This is a genomic window from Microvirga sp. VF16, from assembly GCF_016864375.1.
Taxonomy (GTDB): Bacteria; Pseudomonadota; Alphaproteobacteria; order Rhizobiales; family Beijerinckiaceae; genus Microvirga.
Window position 1 is genome coordinate 16,722 of sequence record NZ_CP069359.1, and the last position, 20,296, is coordinate 37,017.

Sequence of the window (20,296 nt, forward strand, 5' to 3'; positions counted from 1 at the left end):
GGGGCGGACCAAACAACGAGCCACCGCTGCCAAATCGGGGGCAATGATGAAGAAGCGGGAACCAAAGAAGCCGAGCCGTCTCGGTTTGGAAATCGAAGATGCCGTGGAGCGCGACCCGCGCTTCGAACGGCACCAGCCCAACCGGCTGTACCAGTGTACTTTCCGCACCGTGGAGGGGCGCAAGGTTTTCGCGTTCGAACGGGTCACGTTGGATGCGATCAGGTTCTGGCTGCCACCGACAGAGGCCATCAAGAAGGCCGTGGCTGACGAGGGCATCCTGGTGCCGGAGGTCAGCATCCCGTATCCGGATCGGAATGATCTTGATCGCTATGGGAGGTTATCAAACCTCTTGAGTGTTCCCGAGCTCAAGGACGAATCGCTCCTGCCTGTGCCGGTCACATCCGCCGGACAGGCGCTCCGCATTCTTTCGGCGTTGCACTGACCATGCTTGGCTTCATAAAGGGCCTGCTGGGCAATAGCCGGCCGACCCGGCAGGAGCACACAGCCATCGTGGCAGCGGTTCAGGCGTCACTCGACAGCGGGCAGGTCGCCGGTCCCAAGAGGCCAACCCATCAGGAGCAGGCCACCATCATCGCCGCCGTTCGGACGTCCCTCGAACCCGAACCGCAGGACGACCTCGACGCCCAGGGGCTGCAGGTTCGTCAGCTGATTAAAGAGGCCCTTGAGACCACGACCCCAGAGTCTCTGGTTCAGTCCCTGGAATTCCTGACCCGGTTCCGGCGGATGTCCGTCTGGAATGCCAGGATGGTGTACATCCAACGTCCGGGATCCCGAGCCGTGGCTTCCGAGTACGAATGGGGGAAGATGGGGCGGCATGTACTCCCGGATGCCGTCCCCATCATCATTCTCTGGCCATTTGGACCCATCCGTTTCGTCTATGAGCTGGCTGATACCGGGCCTCGCTTGGAGCGCGATGATCCCAATGACCCTTTCGCGGTCAAAGGTGAGTTCTCCCCCCAGACACTGGCAACCTTGATCCGGGGCCTTGGGAAGCAGAAGCTGTTCCGCGTGAAGACGGAATTCCGGCGGCATGGCTACGACAGTGCCGGGACGGCCGCTTTCCACGGTGTTGATGGAAGACCTGAAGCAGATGCGCCAGGCGCGCTGGGACCATCCGCCGCCGATGTCCAGACTGTGGCATCCGTGGTCGAAGGAATTCGGGTCTATGGCGTCGTGATCAATGACCGGATGACGCCTCCAGAGCGCTTCGTCACCCTGGCCCATGAGCTGGGTCACATCTTCTGTGGTCACCTCGGAGGCTGCCAATCGATCACAACCAAGGCCAATGAGAGCGGCTGGCCGGATCGAACCCACTTGAGCCACAGCGAGCGTGAGATTGAAGCCGAGGCGGTTGCGTACCTGGTGGCCGCCCGGGCCGGATTGAAGCCTGCCTCCGCCAACTATCTTCGCCCTCACGCCAAGGCGGCTAACTTGTCCAAGGTTGATGTCGACACCATCGTCCGCGCAGCGGCACGGATCGAACGGCTCGCAGGCATCTCATACGGCAAGGTTCTGTTCGAGAGACCAAAGACAACTTAGGCAGCAGACTGCGGGGAAGGTTCCCTGTCCCACCCGCATCTGCTGGAACCCGAGTTACTCCTCGATCAGCTCCATTCTGGAAGTATCGAGCGCGATAGATCGCTTTCCGTGAAATGGAAATTCGATCACAAGGTTTCGCGTGGAACCGATGTTCTGAATTTCGATGATCTTACCTTGGCCGAAACCGCTCAGATTAAGCTTACGGCCCGGTACAAACTTCGACCGTAGATCTTCTCGCTCGGTGGCGACCTTCCGCCATTCTTCGTCGAACCAGAACTCAGATGCCTTGCCGAATGGGTTCTGTATGGCGTGAATGGTACGCATCCTGTTGTCGAGGGCGTGCTCGACGACATAGAGCCAGTACTCGTTTCCAGTGTCCCTAGCGCAGCTTATCTGCGTCCGTGACAGTTTCACGCCGCGCTCCGTCCAGGCGCCATCGACTCCCTTCACCTCAATGATGCGCCTTGCGCCATCCTCTGACGTGGAATTGATGTCGTAGCCAGGGTTGAAGTGGGGTTTACGTTCGGGGGACCGTCCCGCTGCGATCTCGTAATCGAGCACTGCCTTCATGGCGGCTGCGTCGATGGCATTGATGCGGTCCTGCGACTGCCCCTTCTGTTGAGATCTCTCGGTTTCGCCGCTGGTCGGGGCCACATACGACCGCATCCACTCCTCCCGGCGGTTCCCCGTCTTCGGTGTGTCGTCAGGTTTCGACGTGGGTGAGCCCGGCTTCGATGCACCATTCGCGACCTGGGGCTCGCGTTCTTTGGCCGTGACGCCGTCCGGGTTCTTGATTGGGGTACCTGGAACTTCGCTCCGATTTGCCGAGATGGGCGGGATGCTGCCGCTCGGTTTGCGGGGTTCGCCAGGCCTCTGCACGAGATCTGAACTGGTGTCGTCACCCAATGCGGCCTCGTCGGATGTCTCCCCGTTCCAATCCTCATCCGCGCCGATTGTGCCCATCCCTACGTCTTCGTCGTCTGCCATGTGCAGGGCGGGATGGAGTGTTGGAGCGGTATAACCCGCCTGCTCCAATTGCTCCTGAGCTTCCTCCGTGCTCGGGGCATGCAGGATCAGACTTGCGGCGAAGGCGCATTGACGTACGTCAATGTCGCCCTCCTCGGTTAGGAGAGTCGAGAAGATCGTCTTCAACGCGGGGATCCAAAGGGATCCTTTGATATCCATCTGTACGTGGAGGGCGCCCTTCTCCTCATCGTAAATCACGTCCTCAGAACGGGTGGAGGAGGTGATTGGTGGATCGTCAAGGGCAAAGACGGAATAGACCTTGATCGCATCCGATCTGAAAACCCGCATCCGTTCCAGGGCGTCCGCGATCCTCTGCTGAGCGTCGGCACGCAGGTCCGAGAACAACCAGAGCAAGAGCTCCTGGCGCTCCCCTAGCAGATCAGTCGCGGCCTCATCGGCAATTACCTCGCCGATATGGGCCGCTTCGACGCGGGTCACCGACGAAAGCTTGGCGCATCCGAGGCGCTCCAGCAGTCTCCAGGTTTCAGGAAGTGGTTTAACGAGCCTTGCGTCGATGTCGCTGCCGAAGGGTTCTACCAGCCAGGCGTTATCAACAACCGCAACCTCATCCGGGAAGGCAAGCGTGCCCGCCATTGTCAGTATGCACGGGTGATCATTCAGTTTTTCGAGCACGGCCTCGACCGCTGCGGGATCCGTCTCATAGCCGTTCCCAACGGCTTTCATGCAGGCGGCGTGGACCAGTTGCGAGTGCGGATGCAATGAATCGGGGGACGCTCCATACCTGTCAGCGATCTCAACAAGAACGTCCGCATAGGTTAACAGCGTGGGCTCTTCTTGAACCCCGATCAGTTCAAATAACTCCCGATACTGATGTGCTATCTGCGAGACTTGGAAGCAGTAATCTCCCATGCCTCTTGGCTTGCTCCAGAAGATCCTATCGGATCGAATAAAGCGTTTGGTAGTCTCGCTATAGACGCAAGCGATGTCGCGTAATGCTCGAATGGCCTGGATGTCATTCTTCGCACGGATACGCTCGTTGAGAATTTGATAGACAACTGGATTCGGTTCGAGGCCGTTCTCCGAGCACCATACCCAGTGGTCCACCACGACCTTGGTCGGCGGCACGGCGGGCATAAGAAGGTAGTCAAGGAATTTGCCCGAGAGCGAGTTTCTGAATCTACCTTCCAAGGCAAGGACCGGTACCTGCGAGTAAAAGCCGCTTGCGCGGAAATGCTGAAAAACCTCGTTCGGCTTGAACCAAACCGGCTGCGGCTTGCCTGCCTTCGTGGCAGGGACCCATTTAAGGGATCGCAGGCGGATGAAGGATTGCGGGACGAATCTCTGGTTGGCTAGTTTTTCATCCTCCCAGGTCTGCGCAACAAGATGCAAGAGGGTGACGACTTGGTCTCGCCGGTCGTCGTCTGGCGGAGCAGATACCAACTGCTCGATTCGGCTCACTATGTGGTCGAGTGATGGTCGCGCTCGCATTCCCAGGAATCCCAGAAATTCCTTAAGACCAACCGAGCTTGAAGTCTTGAATGCGGATGTATCAATCCATAGGCTCGGAGTATCCCCAAGGGCGGCGGCTAACTCCGTGGTTTTGAAGTAGCAATCCCGGGGCCTCACCATGGTGCCTGCGCTTGTCCTGACGAGCGGCAAGCCGGCGAGCGTGTTCCTGAGCCCAAGGTCGTCCAACACTTCCGGGTGTTTCACGAGCTCCGCGAGAAGGGCGGCGTGCTCCTCGCTGGATAAACCATCTTTCAGCACAATCCTCAGGTTGGTGCTGAGGTAGGTCCGGAGATCAAGCGTCTGAACCCCAAGCACGTCCCTCAGAAAACCACGGGCCGGAGTATCGTAGAGGGACACATCAAGGATGTCGAAACGCCCCAACGGATCCTTGAAACCACCGGGAAGGACAGCCTCATTGGGTGTGAGAAACCTGCCGTTCCCCCTGAGGAATGCTACACCCTGCAAGGTTACCCCCTGTAAGACGAGAGCCCCGGTCAAACCCTCCCGCGGGTAGGCAGCAAGAAAGGAGTAAAACTTGCGCAGATGCTCGGGGTCAACGCCGAGCAATCCATCCGCGCCTTCCTGCTTCAACGTGCCGGCAAGCTCACCAAGGAGCTTTTTCAGATCAAGATACTCGATGTTCTCATACAAAGCGTGGTGAATTTCGAATTCGCGGGAAACCAGCGGGACATCCGGCAGGAACTCGAAGACTCGTTCGTTCGTGACGCCAGGGGGCAATCGGTACAAATCATTGATGCGGGTCAGGCCGGATCCCCAGCGCGGGGCGAGACGGACCGCCTTCAGGCGTGAGACCAGGGCGGCCGTAGTGGAAGTCTTGCTCGCATCCCTGACCATCCTGTTCAGTATCGAACAAACTGGCTGAACGATCTCGTTAAAGACAGATTCCCCTCTTGCAAGCTCCTCGTCGAGTGCTGTCCGGTCCCACTTCTCGAAAGCATCGACCAAGAATCCCAGGTTGAGCTGCCGAGCTCCGAGGGCTTGAAGTGTATTCAGGAACGGGCGGAGCTCGGGATCGACGAGCTCAACACCAATGTGAACCAATGCCCGTTCCTCTTCCAGAGCAGTGTCGCGCACCGGAATTAGGACCTCTCTCGGCTTGGCCCACCGCCCAGACGTCGTCCAGACGATCTCCTCGTCCTTTGAGACTTCTTCAAGGGCGGACCAGTAGCGGCCGAAGTGCTCGGAACTTTTTTTGTCGAAGGCAGCGCTCAGGATTTTCCAGAGGCCGTGGGCGCCCAGAACATCCCTCAGCCCAATCAAATTGGCGGCGATTTCGTCCGCGGCGGCATTGAGGAGCATCTGGTTCCAGTGCCGCTCATGCTGCTCACCTGATAGGACAAGCGCTTTACGATCCTGCTCAGGGAAGAAGTCCGCATTGATGTGGCAAGGCACCGGAGCCGGCTGCTCTGTCGGCAGGAACGCAAAAAGCCGGCCTGAGATCGACTGCGAGAGGTCGACCGGAAATGCGATCTGGATGGCGGCTTGGCGTCCAAGCTTCTCAAGCTGCGGGAACTTTTGCTTGAGCTCCGCTGCGCCTTTTTCCGCGGCGGTGTGCAGGACGTACCACACCTGCTCGATGGAGCTTGGCTCGAAACGCAGGTTGATACGGTTCCCGTCCAGCGTGCTCCGGGTCACACGCGCCTTGACCTCGCCCTCCCGCGCGACTTCCACGCACCTAAGATTCCTGAGGAACAGTAGACATGTGCGGCTGACCCGCTCGAAATCCGCGTAGGCCCGCTCGATGTCCTGAGGAGAGATGGCGGACGCATGGAGGGCGTCACGCGTCGGGCTCTCCGGGTCGAAGGCCCAGGGAAGCTGAAACTCGGTGCCCGGATGTCCGGCAATCTGATTGGCGACGTTGCTGGCATGGTATGGGTCGAGCCGAAGCTCGGTGGTCCCAGACCGAATGATCGGGTTGTCGGTCACCTGGTAGACAGAGACGAAGCCGATACCGAACCGGCCGATCAAGGACGGGTCACGGTATTTATTGCCGCTGCCGACCATGCTGATTGCATGGAAGTCGCAAGCCTTCCTCTTACCGTTTGGGCCGCCAGTCTGCTCCCAAGGACACTTGGCCGATTGCAAACCGCATGAGGAAAAACGACCATTGTTTGTTATGCAGAGGCAGTCATCCCGGACATCGAAGCGCATGGTTGACGCTCCAGCGTCGTCGGCGTTCTGGATCAACTCCAGTGCCATCGCTTCGAACCCCTGAAGGCTCGTCAGGTGTGGCCGGATGTTCCCCAGCAAAGGAGCGACGTAGGGTATTTCGAAGCTGTTCAACTTGCTCACTGGAAGCGCCCCCAAACCGTCCTTCTTGTCTGAATGCCTGGCAGACGGCCAATCCGGACATTTTGAACCGCCCGCGCTGATGGCGGGCACTCAGGTGTAGATCCGGCTCCGTCGCAGGAGCCCTTCTAGTGTATGGCCCAAGCTTGTCCCCTCTGGGAGCCTTTGAGAGGGCTCTCTTAAGGGACTTGGCGATTGCCGGAACCGGTTTCTTATCCTGCGGGATTCTACAGGAAACGCCCAGTTCAAAATAACCAGGAAAGCCACTTGTTGGTCCGGCATGGGACCTGCGTCATGGTAGGGAATTTCCATGCTTGTGGTAGCCATCGATGTACTCGCCGACCGTGACCTCCTCCCCCTCGTCGCCCTCGATGATGGAACCCCAGTTCTCCCGAAGTACGTTAATCAGTTCGCGTGGATCGTCGAAGGGATCCTCCTCCAGACCGAGCTCACCCAGTGCGGCGCCTATGCGCTGGTAGATCAGCGACACGCTCCTCCTTTTAAGGTTCTCCAGATGGAGTTGCCGCGCGAAGCTCATGACAAAGGTGTTCCAAGCCCCTGTATCAATGCGAAACCGTGGCACGTCGATGATTTCGACCCCATCGATAAACCGTGTACGAAATTCCTCGTCGGCGGCCAGATCGAGGTCGTAGTCAACGCGCTGTTCGAAAAGCTGCCCGTAATGGTTTAGGTCGACCATGCCGCCGTCGGAGGACAGGTATGTTCCGGCGTTCTCCCCCAGCGCCGTCCAAAGGCGCCTGATGCGGTCGAGATAATGATCCCTAGCTTGCTTCCGGCAACCGGATTCCTTCAACTCCTCCAAGCGTTCAAGGATGTGGAGCCGCCCCTCATGGCCAGCTTTCCTGAATAAGCGCTTTCGGTCTGCATAGCAGGCTCCCGAGCACCAGTCTCCGAGCTGCGTCAGGGCAAAATAGCGGCTTCGCCAATGGCCGCTGCCGTCGGGGGCATCTTCAATATGCCCAATGTTCTGCGGGTACGGGATGCTTAGTCGCTTGGTCCGAGGTGTTTCAAACCCTTCGTTTTGGATCATCTGCTCCAGAGCCCCCGGAGGAAGCTCAGCGAGGAGGTTGATATGAACGCGCAGGAAGGAAGGGTCCGGACGGAATACAGCAGCCAGCCGACCCCGCTGCAGCCACAGGTCGAAATTGTGAGCTTTCGTCGTGGCGTCCTTCACGACGATTTTGGGGAGGCGCACAGAGATACCCTCCGCAAGCCAGATGTCCCGCGCTTCTTCAATGGTGACATCCCCATTGCGTGCGGCTTTAACTGCGTCACGGACACCGCGCACCCAATCAAGGACGTCCTGGTGGTTGGCTGCCGTGAGTCTGGCCCTGCACATCAACTCAGCGTTGATGCCCCCATGGAATGCCTGACGAGTAGCGTTCCCGGAGCCATATACAAGGGAGTGAGCGCGCCTGCCGCTGGATGTCTTCCACTCGACGTAGAACACCTTCGCATGCACGAGGCCAGTTGCCCCTCCGAGCGCCGCGTGGACCTTCGTGACCCCAGAGGCCAACGATTGGATCATTTTCACGTCTTCGGGACGGCAACCATCGTCCACAACTACCGTCAGACGATTAGGTCGGAGATCCGAGACGAGGCGCCGGAAGAACTCTTCCTCCACGTAGGGTGTCACAATAAGAACAGACCGGGCCTTCCAGTCCGGACGAGCGAGCAGGTCGTAATGGTCCACGGAAGCGCCCCCTGCGCCAGTTTCGGCGCCATTTTCGCCGCACATGCAAGCGCGATGCGTAGAATTTTTCAAGACGAACCCGAACGCTTTCTAGGGGGATAACGAATTCTGGATTTTTCTGTCCTTGTGTTGCTGAGCTTGGCGGTACACATGAGGAGGCCACCGCGCTCAAAGTGATTAGGCTCAGGCGCTCAATCATCCGACTTGAAGGATCTGAGTGATGGATCTTCCGGCTCGCACCGTTCAAAAAAAGTCCGAATCGGACTCGTATGCCATCCTACTCTACAAGCTCCGAGAGCTCGGGGTGTTTAGAAACATGACCGAGAGCGACTATGGCATCGACTTTGAGATCGAGCTCGTCATCAACAACATCATGAGCGGCCGCTATTTCAAGGCACAAGTGAAATCAGCCGACGGGATAACTATCAGAAAGGATGATGTTCCGACGGTTGGAGGAGTGAAACAGTCGACCCTTGCCTACTGGTGTGAGCTGAGCCAGCTCTCACACGTACTGGCCTTTGCAGTCGATCTGAGCTCAGAAGAGATCTATGTGTCGTTGCCGCTATTCTGGCAATCATCCACGCTGATCGATGGCACTTCGCGGTCCAAGACAATCGAATTCGTCCCTAGCAAGCATATACCGGCAGGACGTTTAGTAGATATTACGAGACAGCTAGCGATGGCGCCTAGTGCGCGAGATGAGATGCAGGCATTTCAGTACGCTGTTAAGTATTTCCGTAATTTTATTCAGATGCGATACGACGTGCATCAATACGACGCTGGAGGCATCATGCCTGAGCCTGTGACGTTTGATACATTTCTGCGAGTCTCTAGCGTACTAACCTTTCCTCATGTTCAGATTCCTGGTTATGCGCCTGGCTACTTCAACACTAATTATTGGTCTAAGAAGGGGGGATCCCTGGAAGATGGTGTGATGAACATCCATGCGAGATCGGCAATCGGCGCGATTCTTCCGGAGCTGATTAAACGCTTAAGGATCTTTAAAATGAGGATCCTAGACGGATGGTACTATTGGGAGTCGCGGAATAGGTCATTATTGGCCCTCGCGTATGATACCCCTCTGCCCGCAGACGAAAGCGAAGCGACTCTGGACGCTTGGGAAGAGCAGTACGATAAAGTCGCGCGACGACCATCCCTTGGGCTATCCATGTACATTCAGAAGAAGAAGGAAGAACAGGAGGAAGAGAAGCGCCAGCGTGTAGAGCGCGCCCGTGATCGCAAATCAAGGAGTGCGTGATCTGCCCTTGCCACGGATCGTCGGGCTGTATCTGTTTCCTCGATGAGTGGTTTAGATGAAGATGGTTGGATCTGAAAGCATCGATCCCCCAGCACAAATAGCAATGACGTCTGCTTTGAAAGCGTTCCGAACTCGCAACTTATCATTCCCGATCCTGTGCCTGTAGCTGCGGATTGCGAAAAGCGCAGTCGTTGATCCTGCAGGGGGTACAGGTGAAGGGTTTAAGTTTTTGCTAGACCTCTTCCAGGGATTGCCAACGGGTACTAACGTGTATGGGCAAGGACGTGGGCACTGATTGCAAAAGGTTTGATGGAGCCGAGGGATCTGACACGGTCGTCATGGATCACGTCATTCCCCGCTTAGTTCGCCTTCGGTCGGTCGTCTCGGCTGCCAGGACCTCGTACTAGGGATGCTTATCGATCTCGGACTTGATGGCATCCGCCGGGAAGCCGCCATAGCGGCCGCTCTCGTTGGCCTGGGCATGCCCCTGGATCGCGTCCAATCACCGCTTTCCCGGGAGCCTGAGATCGTGGCGGCAAAATTGTCCCATCGGGCAGCCGGCAAGCTGACCCGGGTTGTATCAGGTTTTCGCGAGCTTGTAGGCGCTCCCGAGCAGATCGACCAAGTCCAGCAGGCGAGCCACGTAGGGATCCCGAGCGACAAAGCCGGCTTCCTCCCGCTCCGCATTCCACTGGCGCTCCAGGGCGTCGATGAGGCGGTGCAAGCGGCGTTGGTGCAGCCCCAGCTTCCGCTGCACCGGATCGGCCAGGATGCCGGCGAAGGCCGCGGCAATGGAGCTGACCGCCAAGAGCCCGCCGGTTACGCCGCCGACCAGGACCGGAGAGGCCGCCGCCGGGAAGATGCCGTACCACAGACTTCCGACGCCGGCGCCCAACGGAAAGGAGGCCACCGCCGCATGCTGCGCCAGCGCCGCCGCGAGGGCTGGCCCGAGCGTCATGACGCCGGGGGTTGCCTGCTTCACGGCGATGGCTCCTGCCCCGACTGTCAGCAGGGCGGTGGTGATCTCGGCGGCGGCGGCCCGTGTGCCGGCGTAGGTCTCCATGGCTTCTTCCAGTCGTTGCCGAAAGGCCGGATCGCCCCCACGCCGGCCGACCGCTTCCAAGGCCTCGTTCAGTGTGCCTTGAATCTCCGGGGCGGAGAGGATCTCTTCCGTGAGGGCGTCCTTCCGTGACTCCTGCTCGCCTTGCTGGAAGGGCAGTTCGAGCAGGTCCGTGATGATCAGCCATTGGATTTCCTGGCCCACGGCGGTGTCGAACATCAGATTGCGGGAGCCCAGATACACGGAGGCCCGTTCGGCACCGAGCGCCTTCGCTCCGGCCGCGGCCAACTTGGTGGCAAGCTGTGGCACCGCTAGGGCAATGTTCACGGGCGCCTTCAGCATGTCCCAGCCGACCGCCTTGCGATGGATGGCGGCCGAGCCGGCGAGTGAGAAGTGACAATCCACAAACCCATCCACACGCGAGCGGCGGCTCTCAAAGTAGCGGCGGCCCGCCACCGTGACGATTCGTTGGGCCTCCTCGGGCGACAGCCGAGGAGGCTCCTGCGATGGTTCAAGTGGCATATCCGCCATGAAGCGCCCAGCGTTGGCTGTCGGAATGAGCAAAGTTCCCTCAATGTTGGATCGAAAGCCACGCTTTCAACGTGCGCCATAAGGCCTTCAACCAGGCTGGCGGTTTCCCGCCAGAGGATGTTCCGTCAGCCGGAACCGGACACACGGATAGAATGGGGATAACCGCGGTTTACAGGGTGCGGTTCTGTAAAATCCAGATTTACTCTTCTACAAAATTCCAATCACGCCATAATGCAGAAAGAGAATGTGGCTGTGCCCGCTTCAGCTTAGCCTCCTCCTATCGCAATCCCATCACATGGAGGACGTCGTGACCGACACTGCATCAAACCCGCAGATCGAATTGCTCCTGAACAATGCCGCGGGCGCCACCAGCCCGGCGAGCTTGGTTCAAAGGGCTGCCGACCTCACCGCTCCTGGCCATCACTGGAAAGGCCGTACCAAGCTCACCGAGGAGGAGGCCATTGCCGCCATGAGGGTGGTGACCACAATGGTCCATCGCTTCGGGCTTCAGCCGACGACGACCTTGGTCAAGGCCGGCAGGGCAAGCGCCCCGAGCGCCACCTACAAGCTCTATCTCACCCCGAAGGAAATGGCCGCGGGAGCGGCGATCACGCGCAAGCGCAAGGATCTCAACCTCAGCGTCAGGGCGCATGTGGACAGCATCAGGCAGATTGCCCTCCATGCCCGTGCAGCCGGGCATGAGGTGGATACGGATGAACTCCTAGGGGGGCTCGCCGCTGCCATGCCAGACTTCCTGGAGCAATTCCGCGAGGAACTGGACATCGATCCGGATGCCGAGCTTGCCAGCGACATCGAACGGATCGCCCCATGGCTCGCCAGCCCGCACCGCGGAATTGAGGTGGTCCGCTTCATGACGGAGTCCTTCCGGCAAGAGGTGATCTATAACGAACAGACAGGCTTGATGGAGTATCAAGGCTCGGACGGGGACTGGGACGATGCCAACACGCCCTTCATCCCCCTGCTGACGAGGGTTGTGGCACGTGCCGCTGCTGACGTTCTAATTGAGGCCCCCGACCAGCACGAGGAAGAGAAGCCGCGGGGTCGCATTCGCCTCTCCGGACCCGAACTCCGGCCAATAGGCAAGGCCCACTGCTTCATCGCCTACAAGGTCGGGCTGGGGGCCGCCCTGACCCAGGAGCGGCGCGGGTTGCGCATGGTGTTCACCCTGGATCCGGTCTCGTACGTGGGTCAGCCCATCGGAGGCGAGGACGACCCGCACTGGATGACGAGGGGCTACTCGAAGCTGATGTCGGTTCGGGGCATCCCGATCCCTGGCCGACCGCAGAGGGTAGGGGACGAGGGCCAATGGTTTTCCGTCCACTGGCCGCTGGATTACAAGTGCACCGAGTTCGAGGAGTTCGTCGATCAGGTCTACGATGACGAGCGTGGCTGGGACGAGGCTGCCCTGTGGACGCGCCGCTGGCTGCCCGTCACGGCCCAGACATGCGCTAGGGTCTTCGAGGACCAGGGCCACCTCTTCCGTATGATCCGTTCCTTCTCGGGCTTGGAGGAGGACAGCGTGCTGCCAGAGGTGGCGGTGTCCGAGGGGGGCGTGGAATCCTGGGCACCCCGTGATCGCTTCGAGTCCCTGCTCTACGCCAAGGACGAGCCGTCGGCTGCGGGTCTTCTCCTGGAGCAGGCCGAGAGGCGGATGCGGGCGTTCGAAGAATTCATGATCCGATCCGCAAGCGGCATCCGGCAGCGCAAGCTGGCGTTCCGGTCCCGGATGCGCAGATGATCCCCAAGGAGCCCAAACGGCGAGAGGGGCCCGCGTTGGCGGACCCCTCTCAAAAAGAATAGTTTAGACTCAAGTGGCGTCCGCCTTGCGACGGCAAATGTCCCCGAGGCGACATCCCCACCGGAGTGATGTGGTATTTACCGCTGACGCCTTCCCGCGTCAAGGTTTCTGTGTTTCTTTCCGCCCATGCCAGCCCGCCGCCGATTCCTGCTCGAATTTTTCCAGAACCACCTGCCATTCACCCCGACCGCCGGTCAAGTAGCCCGCTTCGAGGCCGACCTGGCTGTCGTGAGCCCCTACATCATGCAGGCCTCCCTAAAGGAAGTGGCCGTGGGCAGGGCCCTCGTCAACCGTCCCTTCAACGACTGGCGCCAGGCGATCTTCGGCGTCTATCACAGGAAGATCGCCGAGCATGCCCAGCTCTTCCCGGTGTTCCATACGTTTGAAACGGCGTTTCGTTCCTTGGTCGCGGTCGAGCTGGAGGCGCTTTACGGCACGCCGGACTGGTGGACGCCAATCTACACGGCTCTCCGGAATGGCGCCGCCGCGAACACCATCGCCCACATCCGCGGCAAACCGATCTCCAAAGACGCCGCTCACAGGGTCGGGCAGATCATCCTTGCCATCGAAGGCGACAAGCTCCAGCGCGGTGTCATCCCGACGCTGCGGAATGGCTATGAGTTCGCCGAGCGTTGCGATCTCTCGCATATTGAGGGGTTGATCGTGGAGCACTGGTCGGTGTTCGCACCGAAGTTCGTGCGGGGCACCCTCCGGTTGCCGCAGAAGGACTTCAAGGCGAAGTTCAAGCGCGTGCGCGAGGCCCGCAATGACGTCTACCACCACAAGTCCGTCGCCCGGATGACAAGCGTGGTCGACGCGGCCGAGGACCTGCTGGATTATCTCCACTTGTCCCTCGACTTCACGGTGACCCAGATCCAGAAGGCGAATCCCGCCCCCCTGTCATTCCTCCTTCCGCAAGCGCCCCGGCACGGCTGCTGGTAGTCGAGGGACCTCTCTGGGCCTCTCTGGGCAGGCTGATCGGCCAGGAATGCGATGCTCGTTCTGTCCTGAATGTAAGAGCAAACGGTGCAAGCGCTCTTCAGGCGGGGCGCGCACCGGAGGCCGCCCCGAAGGGCGTAATTGCGGCTGGACCAAAATATTCCGTGCCAGTACGTCGAATCGCTATTCTCGTTCCAATCAATTGGCTAACGGAAGCTCATGGGCCGTCTAAGGCAAATACTTCTGCGAGGCATTTTGAGAACGTGGCGCCATCCCGACATGCCGCGACCCACGTTGAAAACGACACCGAGATGTTGGGTTCGCGTCCTGCGTTCGGAAAGGCATTGAGAGGTCGCTATGGGGCAGGATGTTGAACAGATGGTGCGCGTAGGGTTGAGGTCACTGCTGGCGCTTAAAAGGATCAGTGCTTCATTGCTGTTCTGCTCGGCCTTAGCATTCCATTGCATTGGCTCGGCATCTGCAATGGAATTCAAGCTGGAATACTCAAAAGATCGCACAAACGCAGCTGTGTTTGCTCGGGGCCCCATTGAAAGCGGTGATGCCCAAAAGATGCGGCAACTTATAGAAAATAGTTCGCTGCCAGTTGAGATCCTATCAATTGAGAGCCCCGGAGGCAATGTTGCCGAAGCGAGGAAAGTGGCAGAGATAGTAAAGCTCCGCCAGCTCATTGTGATCGCCGATTACGAATGTGCGTCGGCATGCGCCCAAGTGATATTCCCGGCAGGCAAGTACTCAATGCTTACCAAGGGTAGCCTTTTAGGTATCCACTCTTGCTCTACTCAGGGCGTGAGGTCTGAAGTTTGCAATGAGGATATTGCAGATTTCGTCGTGGCGAATGGCTTTCCGCACGGGACAGTCGACATGTTCATGGACCTGTATGATCCGTCTGACATGAAATGGATGGGCGAGATAGCTGCTCGATGCTTCGGATATTATCATGCAATTGGGGAGCCCCTGCCCAACAATGGCGGGAAGAAGGCTTGCGTGGATGGATACATATTTACATCAAACTCGGGGATCAAAACGAGACCTTATGGTCCGAGCTTCGACTGCACGAAGGCCCAAACCAAAGTGGAAAAACTACTTTGCAGGGACAAAGAGTTGATGGCTTCCGATAGCGTATTGGGCCGAGCTTATGATGCAAGACGCCTGAAATCGAATCCGGGCGACAAACCCCGTCTGAAAGCAGAGCAGGTGGCTTGGATTGGGCAAAGAAACGAAAAATGTTCAAGTCTAATTTCAGATGACCCAAGCTTTGTCGCTACACGGGAGGCCGCGCTTTGCCTTTTCTCCGCCAACGAAGCCAGAATATATGAACTTATAGGGTTCGATCCCGCAGACCCTTCCAAGGCCATCCTGCAAAGGCCTTGAGGCGGAAAACTTCTAAGGCTTGCTGGCTCGCTCCTTGCTCCGCCGGGTCTTGCGCCGGTCAGTCGTCTCGGCCGCAACCACATCGTACCGGGGGTGCTTGTCAATCTCGGACTTGAGCGTAGCCGGCCGGAAGGTGCCATAGCGGCCACCCTCGTTGGCCGGGGCATGACCCTGGATCACGTCGAGCTTCGCGGAGTCCATCCCGCATTCGCGCCCGACCGTCTTGAAGCGATGGCGCCATCCATGGTTGGGCCAAACATTGGGGTCATCAATCCCAAGGCCACGGACCCATGCGCCGAGGCTCTGGCCGACGCGGACATAGGTCGGGTTCTGCCCGGAGACGCCCTTCTTCTGATGCTCGGGCGAGTAGAACAGCGGCCCCTTGCCGCTTAGCAGGGCGAACTCGATGAAGCCCTACTCGACCAAGTGGTCGTGCAGGGGGACCTCCCGGAACCGGCGGTTCTTCACACGGCCGGCCTCGGGCGTGATCTTGATGAAGTAGTACGGCACTTCGACCTCGCAGCCGTTCTCCTTCTGGACCAGCGACCCCTGATAGACGTCCTGCCCGCGGAGCTGGGTGATCTCGTTGACCCGGGCCCCGGTGTAGGCGCACAGCCACGGCACCCAGCGCCGCGGCGTGCTCAGCGGGCTCGGCGGGCTCGGCGGGCTCGGCGGCGCCAGCGTGGCCGACAGGATCGTGCGCGCCTCCCAGTCCTTGAAGCCTTTCTCTCGCACCTCATCCTTGCCCGGCACCGTGACCTCGATCTCGGCGGCCGGGTTCACCTTCAGCTTGCCTTGGCCCTTGCCCCAACGGAACACGGCGCTCACGGCGGCGATGTAGACGCCCTTGACCGTCTTGGGATCAAGCTTCGAGGTCTTCACGAGATGGTCCCGCCAGCAGATCAGGTCGTCCTCGGTGATGTCACGTACGTCCGCGGCATCAACGAAGGCCGCCATCTTGTGCAGGACAGGCTCCCAGCGCTTGACCGTGCTGGGGCTGGGCTTCTTCAGGTCCTTGTAGTCGTCCCAGAGCGCCTGCATTGTCAGAGGCCGACCTGGCCGCTTAAGGGGCGGGAAGCGTTCGGCCTGCGGGTCGGGCCGGTAGTCACCCTCGGCGTTGCGCTGCAGCTGTCCGTGGGCGTCACGCATGGCGTCCACAGCGGCGAGGACGATGCGCTTGCGGTCCTCCGGGCGGACCTGAAGCCCGTGCTTGGCGAGCAGGGCGTCGACCAGGTCTCCATACCGGCCCTTGGCCATGGCCTCCGCCGGGGACCAGCCGGTCGTCAGCCTCAGCCCGTTCGGCTTGGTGCCCTCCCGCTGCCGGGCATGGGCGAAGAACTCGGCGAAAAATTGGGCCGAGGCCCAGTGCTGCGCGCTGCCCGGATTGGCCCGGTTGGCCTCGACCTCCGCGCGGTAGAGCTCGCCGGCCAGGGCATGGACCTGCTCGTGGCTGAGAGCGACCGGGCCGCGTGCCAGGTTCCTCCAGCGCTCGTCGATCTCGGCCGCGACGGCGGCGAAGCGCTCGCGGGCGACCGCGGGATCCTTGGTGTGGAGGCTGCGGACCTCCTCGGTCTTGCCGACCGCGGCGCGCAGCCGGTCGGGCACCCGCCTGCGGTACCAGTAGACGCCGGTCCTTGGATGCTTCTGAGGACGGGCCATACCAAGAGCCATTGTGGAGCACCCTTGTGTAGCACAGGGCGCCGCGAAGCCATTGAGTGGCAAGGACTCTATAGCAGAATCAGAGGCTTGGGGAGGGGTTGGCGGAGAGGGGGAGACTCCGCTGTACTTCCTCTGAAGCCAGAATTTGCTGTGGTTTCCGGCCGAGGTTCAATCCTGTTTGTGTACCATGTTTGTGGAACGCCGTCGAGCAACCCGACTAGGTTGTCAAGAATTGGAAACTCAATTCTTGAGAGCACGTTCCAGCGTACCCTCGGCTCGTAATCAACGACGAATGACACTGATATATGGAAATTAAGAGATGCGAGCCTGCATCAGGAAGACACTTGAAAAGTATTGCAGAGGTGCTGTTTACTTGAGAGAAAATCTTGGCCGGAGGCGACAAATCGGCAGGCAGAGAATGCTCCCTTAAGTAGAATATACTCGCGGCTACCAGGCGAAGTGCGCTAATACCATTAAGTATATAGCTCATTGGCTGAGGGTAGTCCAGCATTGTAGATCTCTTGACGAACGAATGACAATTGATGATCGTCTAGCGAAAGTAGTCTCCTAGCACGTTACCAGAAATATTTGTCAGAATGGAGCCTCTAGACCAGGAGGTAGTGTTGAGATCGGAAATCGTAAAAAAAGAACCGGGTTACATATTCAACAATTGCACAAAGTATTTAGCGCGAGATAACTCGGAGCCACGTCATAACTACTTTGGGGTCTTTGATGGTCAGCGCAGAGCCTTGATCAGTGAGGCATGGCGTTTCCCCGTGATTGACGCCCATAGTCCGGCGAGCGCCGCCGAAACTGATGCATACGAGTATAATGATGTAACTTTTATTTATGTGGCGCCTGATGATGAAGCATCGTCTGTAGAGCTTGTGGCATCCTGTGCATCACTAACCCAGCCGGTCAGGCTGAACAGGGTCGGAAATTCGATCTATTTTGCAGTGACACTGAAGGTTCATAAGGCAGAACGCCACCGGTATAGGTTTATCGTTGACGGTTCTTCTGTCCTTGATCCCATCAATCCTCAGATAGAGACGTTACCGACAGGGGATGTGTGGTCGAGATTCTTTACCTGGGCTTACAACGAGCCGATCAGTTTCGAGAGATGGGAATTTACGCTGCTTGATCGCCTAACCCGGCATATCCTTCAATTCAACAGTGATGAGGCCAAGAATTTTCAGGCGCGTGGCAACAACGAGAAGAATGTTGCTAATCTTTATCGTCTCGATATCTCCGTGGGTGTCGCCAACTACATCGATAAGTTGGTCGCGCGTGAGGAGCGGCATCAGCTAGGAGCTTATAAGACCTGTCTTGAGATGCTCGCAGAAGTGCTCAGGCGGCGGCATCCCGGTCAGGATATAGAGACCTTGAAAGAGGAAGAATTCGGCAAGCTTTATGACGAGATGGCGGACGGGAACCTCGTCAAAAACATCATCAACGATGGATGGGATCCAAACCGGTACAATAACCCATCATACTTCCTTTATCTGCTGCGCCGGCATGCTTGGACAGGTGCGTTCTCCCATCCGAAGTACGGCGGCAATCCGGGGGGGATGGCTTGGGCGTATATGCAAGAAACCTATAAAACAAATGACAATAAGAGCGTGACCGCATTCGACTGGCGCCGGGCAATTGAGCCGCCTCTCGGAACAAGCACGGAATACAAGGGATAAACGCAATCACGACAGACGCGGGAGGAAGAAATGGGCACCGACTTCGATGTTGTCGTTATCGGCAGCGGGGCCGGCGGCGCGCCTGTCGCGTATGAGCTGGCGCGGGCTGGTAAGTCAGTACTCATTCTCGAGAAAGGGCCTCTGCTGGCCACTCAGGGAGAACGCAGTGAGCACGATCTAAGCGACTTCAAGCGCGACGAGATGTTCAATGCCGGTCCTGAGCGGATCATCACAATTCCAGGAATGACAAATACTGGTGCCTCGTTCTATACGAGCCACATCGAGCCGGATCTGAACGACGAGCCCCACATCTTCAGCGACCCTGATGATCCAGCGGCGGGATCCAAGGTTACGATCGAGGGATACACCGCTCAGGTCGTCGGGGGCGGAACGCAATTGTACGGGGCGGTGTCGCTCCGTTTCGCCCCCGACGATTTCAGGCTGAAGTCGTTCAACGAAGGGCAGAAGCTTCAAAACGACCCCAATGGAGATGCACTCAAGCACGTCTTGGACTGGCCGTATTCCTATGAGGATTTGGAACCTTATTATGTGAAAGCCGAGGATCTCATTGGGATCAACGGGAGCGTGAGAGGGCAGGCCAAGCCATTCAGTGCAGACAAATACCAGAAACCGCTTCCGCCCAATCCGATCAGTGAGGTCGCTTTGGCTGGAATGAAGAAGCTCGGGTATGAAACATACCGGACGCCCCTTGCGGTCATTACTGAAGATCACGCACCCAGCAATCGTAAGGCAGGGGAGCCCAAGGTCGGCTATGTCAACCGGTACGGAGATCCCCTCGGCTATAAGTCGAACACCTGGGTTTCGTTGCTCCGCCCGATACGCAATTCCGAGCAGTTCTCCTCCTATTTAACGCTCCGCGAAAACTGTGTCGTGACGCATCTGGAGTCGAATGATCGGATCGTCAACAAGGTTCACTATAGAGATGAGAGCGGACGTCACCATGTGGTGACCGGAAAAATCGTTGTCGTCGCCTGCTCCGCTGTCGAATCCGTCCGCCTCATGATGCTGTCCGCAGAGGAGGACCGCCTTGGATTCGGGAAGAACGCTCGATACCAGGAGGCGGACAGCCTCCTTGGCCGGTTCTTCCTCACGCATGCGTTCGGTGGAGCTGAAGTGGCACTCAAGGGGCGTCGGTACGATAAAACGATCTCTCTCGACAGCGATTATGCGACGGACGCGTGTGCTCACCCAGACTTCATCAAACAGAATGGTATGTGGGCGGGGGGCGCGATCTACAACAACACGTCTGACCAGTCGCTGCCCGTCACCTTGGCTCGCACCCATGGAAGCACTGACCTCGATTTCTTCTGGGGTGGCTTCATGGGGGACGTCAAAAAGTATGGCGATGAGATCACGAAATGGCTGGATGAGGATTTTGGCACCCGTCTTTCAGTGAGCTTCATGGCGAACCAGATCCCACGATGGGATAACCGCATCGAGATCCATCCCGATGTCCGGGACAAGTGGAACCGCAAGGCCGCACATATCGTCAAGAACTGGCATCGGCACGACGGGCATGTGATGGACGTGATGGCCGATATCTGCGGAAAGATCTTGCGTGCCGGATGCGAGGCCGAAGGACTTGAGGGCATCGAGACCAAGCATGTGAGCAAGGGATCGGTCTACGGGAACGCTGTCCGGATCGCCAATCATATCTTGGGAGGCATGCGGTTCGGGCGGATGGCGGAGGAGTCGTACCTTGATCCTAGTTGCAGGGTCTGGGGGTTCGACAACCTGTTCGTGACCGATGGGTCGTTCATGCCGACATCCGGGGGCGCTAATCCTACGCTCACGATCCAGGCCAATGCCTTCCGCGTGGCGGACGAGCTCAAGAAGATGGTTTAGGGGG

At 58.6% G+C, this 20,296-nt stretch carries 13 protein-coding genes; 8 read left to right on the plus strand and 5 right to left on the minus strand.

Features of this window, described 5'->3' with window-relative positions:
• Nucleotides 1-43: 43 nt before the first annotated feature.
• Both JO965_RS45505 and JO965_RS45510 read left to right on the plus strand, forming a co-directional pair.
• Nucleotides 44-442 carry a hypothetical protein gene (locus JO965_RS45505; protein WP_203448284.1) on the plus strand — a complete coding sequence of 133 codons (399 nt, stop codon included), beginning with the start codon at nt 44-46 and terminating at the stop codon, nt 440-442.
• A gap of 2 nt (nt 443-444) precedes the next feature.
• Complete coding sequence (locus tag JO965_RS45510) at nt 445-1,560, plus strand: ImmA/IrrE family metallo-endopeptidase (protein ID WP_203448292.1); 1,116 nt, start codon at nt 445-447, stop codon at nt 1,558-1,560.
• A 54-nt stretch (nt 1,561-1,614) separates the two neighbouring features.
• Here the strand turns inward: JO965_RS45510 and JO965_RS45515 are convergent, their stop codons facing one another.
• Together JO965_RS45515 and JO965_RS45520 are read right to left on the minus strand one after the other, a co-directional pair.
• Entirely contained in the window at nt 1,615-6,369 is a 4,755-nt protein-coding gene (locus JO965_RS45515; protein ID WP_203448294.1) for a protein NO VEIN domain-containing protein, read from the minus strand.
• Between the two features lie 289 nt (nt 6,370-6,658).
• Complete coding sequence (locus tag JO965_RS45520) at nt 6,659-7,849, minus strand: hypothetical protein (RefSeq protein WP_203448296.1); 1,191 nt, start codon at nt 7,847-7,849, stop codon at nt 6,659-6,661.
• A 451-nt stretch (nt 7,850-8,300) separates the two neighbouring features.
• Between JO965_RS45520 and JO965_RS45525 the strand changes: the two genes are divergently transcribed.
• A complete protein-coding gene (locus tag JO965_RS45525) occupies nt 8,301-9,338 on the plus strand; it encodes a DUF4365 domain-containing protein (RefSeq protein WP_203448298.1) in 1,038 nt (345 codons plus the stop codon).
• A 580-nt stretch (nt 9,339-9,918) separates the two neighbouring features.
• On the opposite strand, the gene JO965_RS45530 is transcribed toward JO965_RS45525, so the two are convergent.
• Nucleotides 9,919-10,929, minus strand: coding sequence for a DUF6635 family protein (locus tag JO965_RS45530; RefSeq protein ID WP_246777360.1), 1,011 nt, complete (start codon nt 10,927-10,929; stop codon nt 9,919-9,921).
• A 307-nt stretch (nt 10,930-11,236) separates the two neighbouring features.
• On the opposite strand from JO965_RS45530, the gene JO965_RS45535 reads away from it, so the two are divergent.
• The 3 genes from JO965_RS45535 to JO965_RS45545 all read left to right on the plus strand — a co-directional run bounded on the left by JO965_RS45535 (nt 11,237) and on the right by JO965_RS45545 (nt 15,079).
• Nucleotides 11,237-12,688, plus strand: coding sequence for a hypothetical protein (locus tag JO965_RS45535; protein WP_203448300.1), 1,452 nt, complete (start codon nt 11,237-11,239; stop codon nt 12,686-12,688).
• A 186-nt stretch (nt 12,689-12,874) separates the two neighbouring features.
• A complete protein-coding gene (locus tag JO965_RS45540; RefSeq protein ID WP_203448302.1) occupies nt 12,875-13,690 on the plus strand; it encodes a hypothetical protein in 816 nt (271 codons plus the stop codon).
• 354 nt (nt 13,691-14,044) lie between these two features.
• Nucleotides 14,045-15,079, plus strand: a complete 1,035-nt coding sequence (locus JO965_RS45545; protein ID WP_203448304.1) for a lysozyme inhibitor LprI family protein — start codon at nt 14,045-14,047, stop codon at nt 15,077-15,079.
• A gap of 12 nt (nt 15,080-15,091) precedes the next feature.
• On the opposite strand, the gene JO965_RS45550 is transcribed toward JO965_RS45545, so the two are convergent.
• Together JO965_RS45550 and JO965_RS45555 are read right to left on the minus strand one after the other, a co-directional pair.
• Nucleotides 15,092-15,280, minus strand: coding sequence for a hypothetical protein (locus tag JO965_RS45550; RefSeq protein ID WP_203448305.1), 189 nt, complete (start codon nt 15,278-15,280; stop codon nt 15,092-15,094).
• Between the two features lie 213 nt (nt 15,281-15,493).
• Nucleotides 15,494-16,750 (minus strand): DUF6538 domain-containing protein, encoded by a 1,257-nt coding sequence (locus JO965_RS45555; protein WP_203448307.1) that lies wholly within the window; start codon nt 16,748-16,750, stop codon nt 15,494-15,496.
• Nucleotides 16,751-17,361: 611 nt separating this feature from the next.
• On the opposite strand from JO965_RS45555, the gene JO965_RS45560 reads away from it, so the two are divergent.
• Both JO965_RS45560 and JO965_RS45565 read left to right on the plus strand, forming a co-directional pair.
• Complete coding sequence (locus tag JO965_RS45560) at nt 17,362-18,426, plus strand: gluconate 2-dehydrogenase subunit 3 family protein (protein ID WP_203448308.1); 1,065 nt, start codon at nt 17,362-17,364, stop codon at nt 18,424-18,426.
• A 30-nt stretch (nt 18,427-18,456) separates the two neighbouring features.
• Nucleotides 18,457-20,292, plus strand: coding sequence for an FAD-dependent oxidoreductase (locus JO965_RS45565; protein WP_203448310.1), 1,836 nt, complete (start codon nt 18,457-18,459; stop codon nt 20,290-20,292).
• The last annotated feature ends 4 nt before the right edge of the window (nt 20,293-20,296 follow it).

Bases quoted from the DNA above. Each gene is read 5' to 3' on its own strand.
- JO965_RS45505 (WP_203448284.1), top strand. From the start codon at position 44: ATGATGAAGAAGCGGGAACCAAAGAAGCCGAGCCGTCTCGGTTTGGAA.
- JO965_RS45510 (WP_203448292.1), top strand. From the start codon at position 445: ATGCTTGGCTTCATAAAGGGCCTGCTGGGCAATAGCCGGCCGACCCGG.
- JO965_RS45525 (WP_203448298.1), top strand. From the start codon at position 8,301: ATGGATCTTCCGGCTCGCACCGTTCAAAAAAAGTCCGAATCGGACTCG.
- JO965_RS45530 (WP_246777360.1), bottom strand. From the start codon at position 10,929: ATGGCGGATATGCCACTTGAACCATCGCAGGAGCCTCCTCGGCTGTCG.
- JO965_RS45540 (WP_203448302.1), top strand. From the start codon at position 12,875: ATGCCAGCCCGCCGCCGATTCCTGCTCGAATTTTTCCAGAACCACCTG.
- JO965_RS45545 (WP_203448304.1), top strand. From the start codon at position 14,045: ATGGGGCAGGATGTTGAACAGATGGTGCGCGTAGGGTTGAGGTCACTG.
- JO965_RS45550 (WP_203448305.1), bottom strand. From the start codon at position 15,280: ATGGACTCCGCGAAGCTCGACGTGATCCAGGGTCATGCCCCGGCCAAC.
- JO965_RS45555 (WP_203448307.1), bottom strand. From the start codon at position 16,750: ATGGCTCTTGGTATGGCCCGTCCTCAGAAGCATCCAAGGACCGGCGTC.
- JO965_RS45565 (WP_203448310.1), top strand. From the start codon at position 18,457: ATGGGCACCGACTTCGATGTTGTCGTTATCGGCAGCGGGGCCGGCGGC.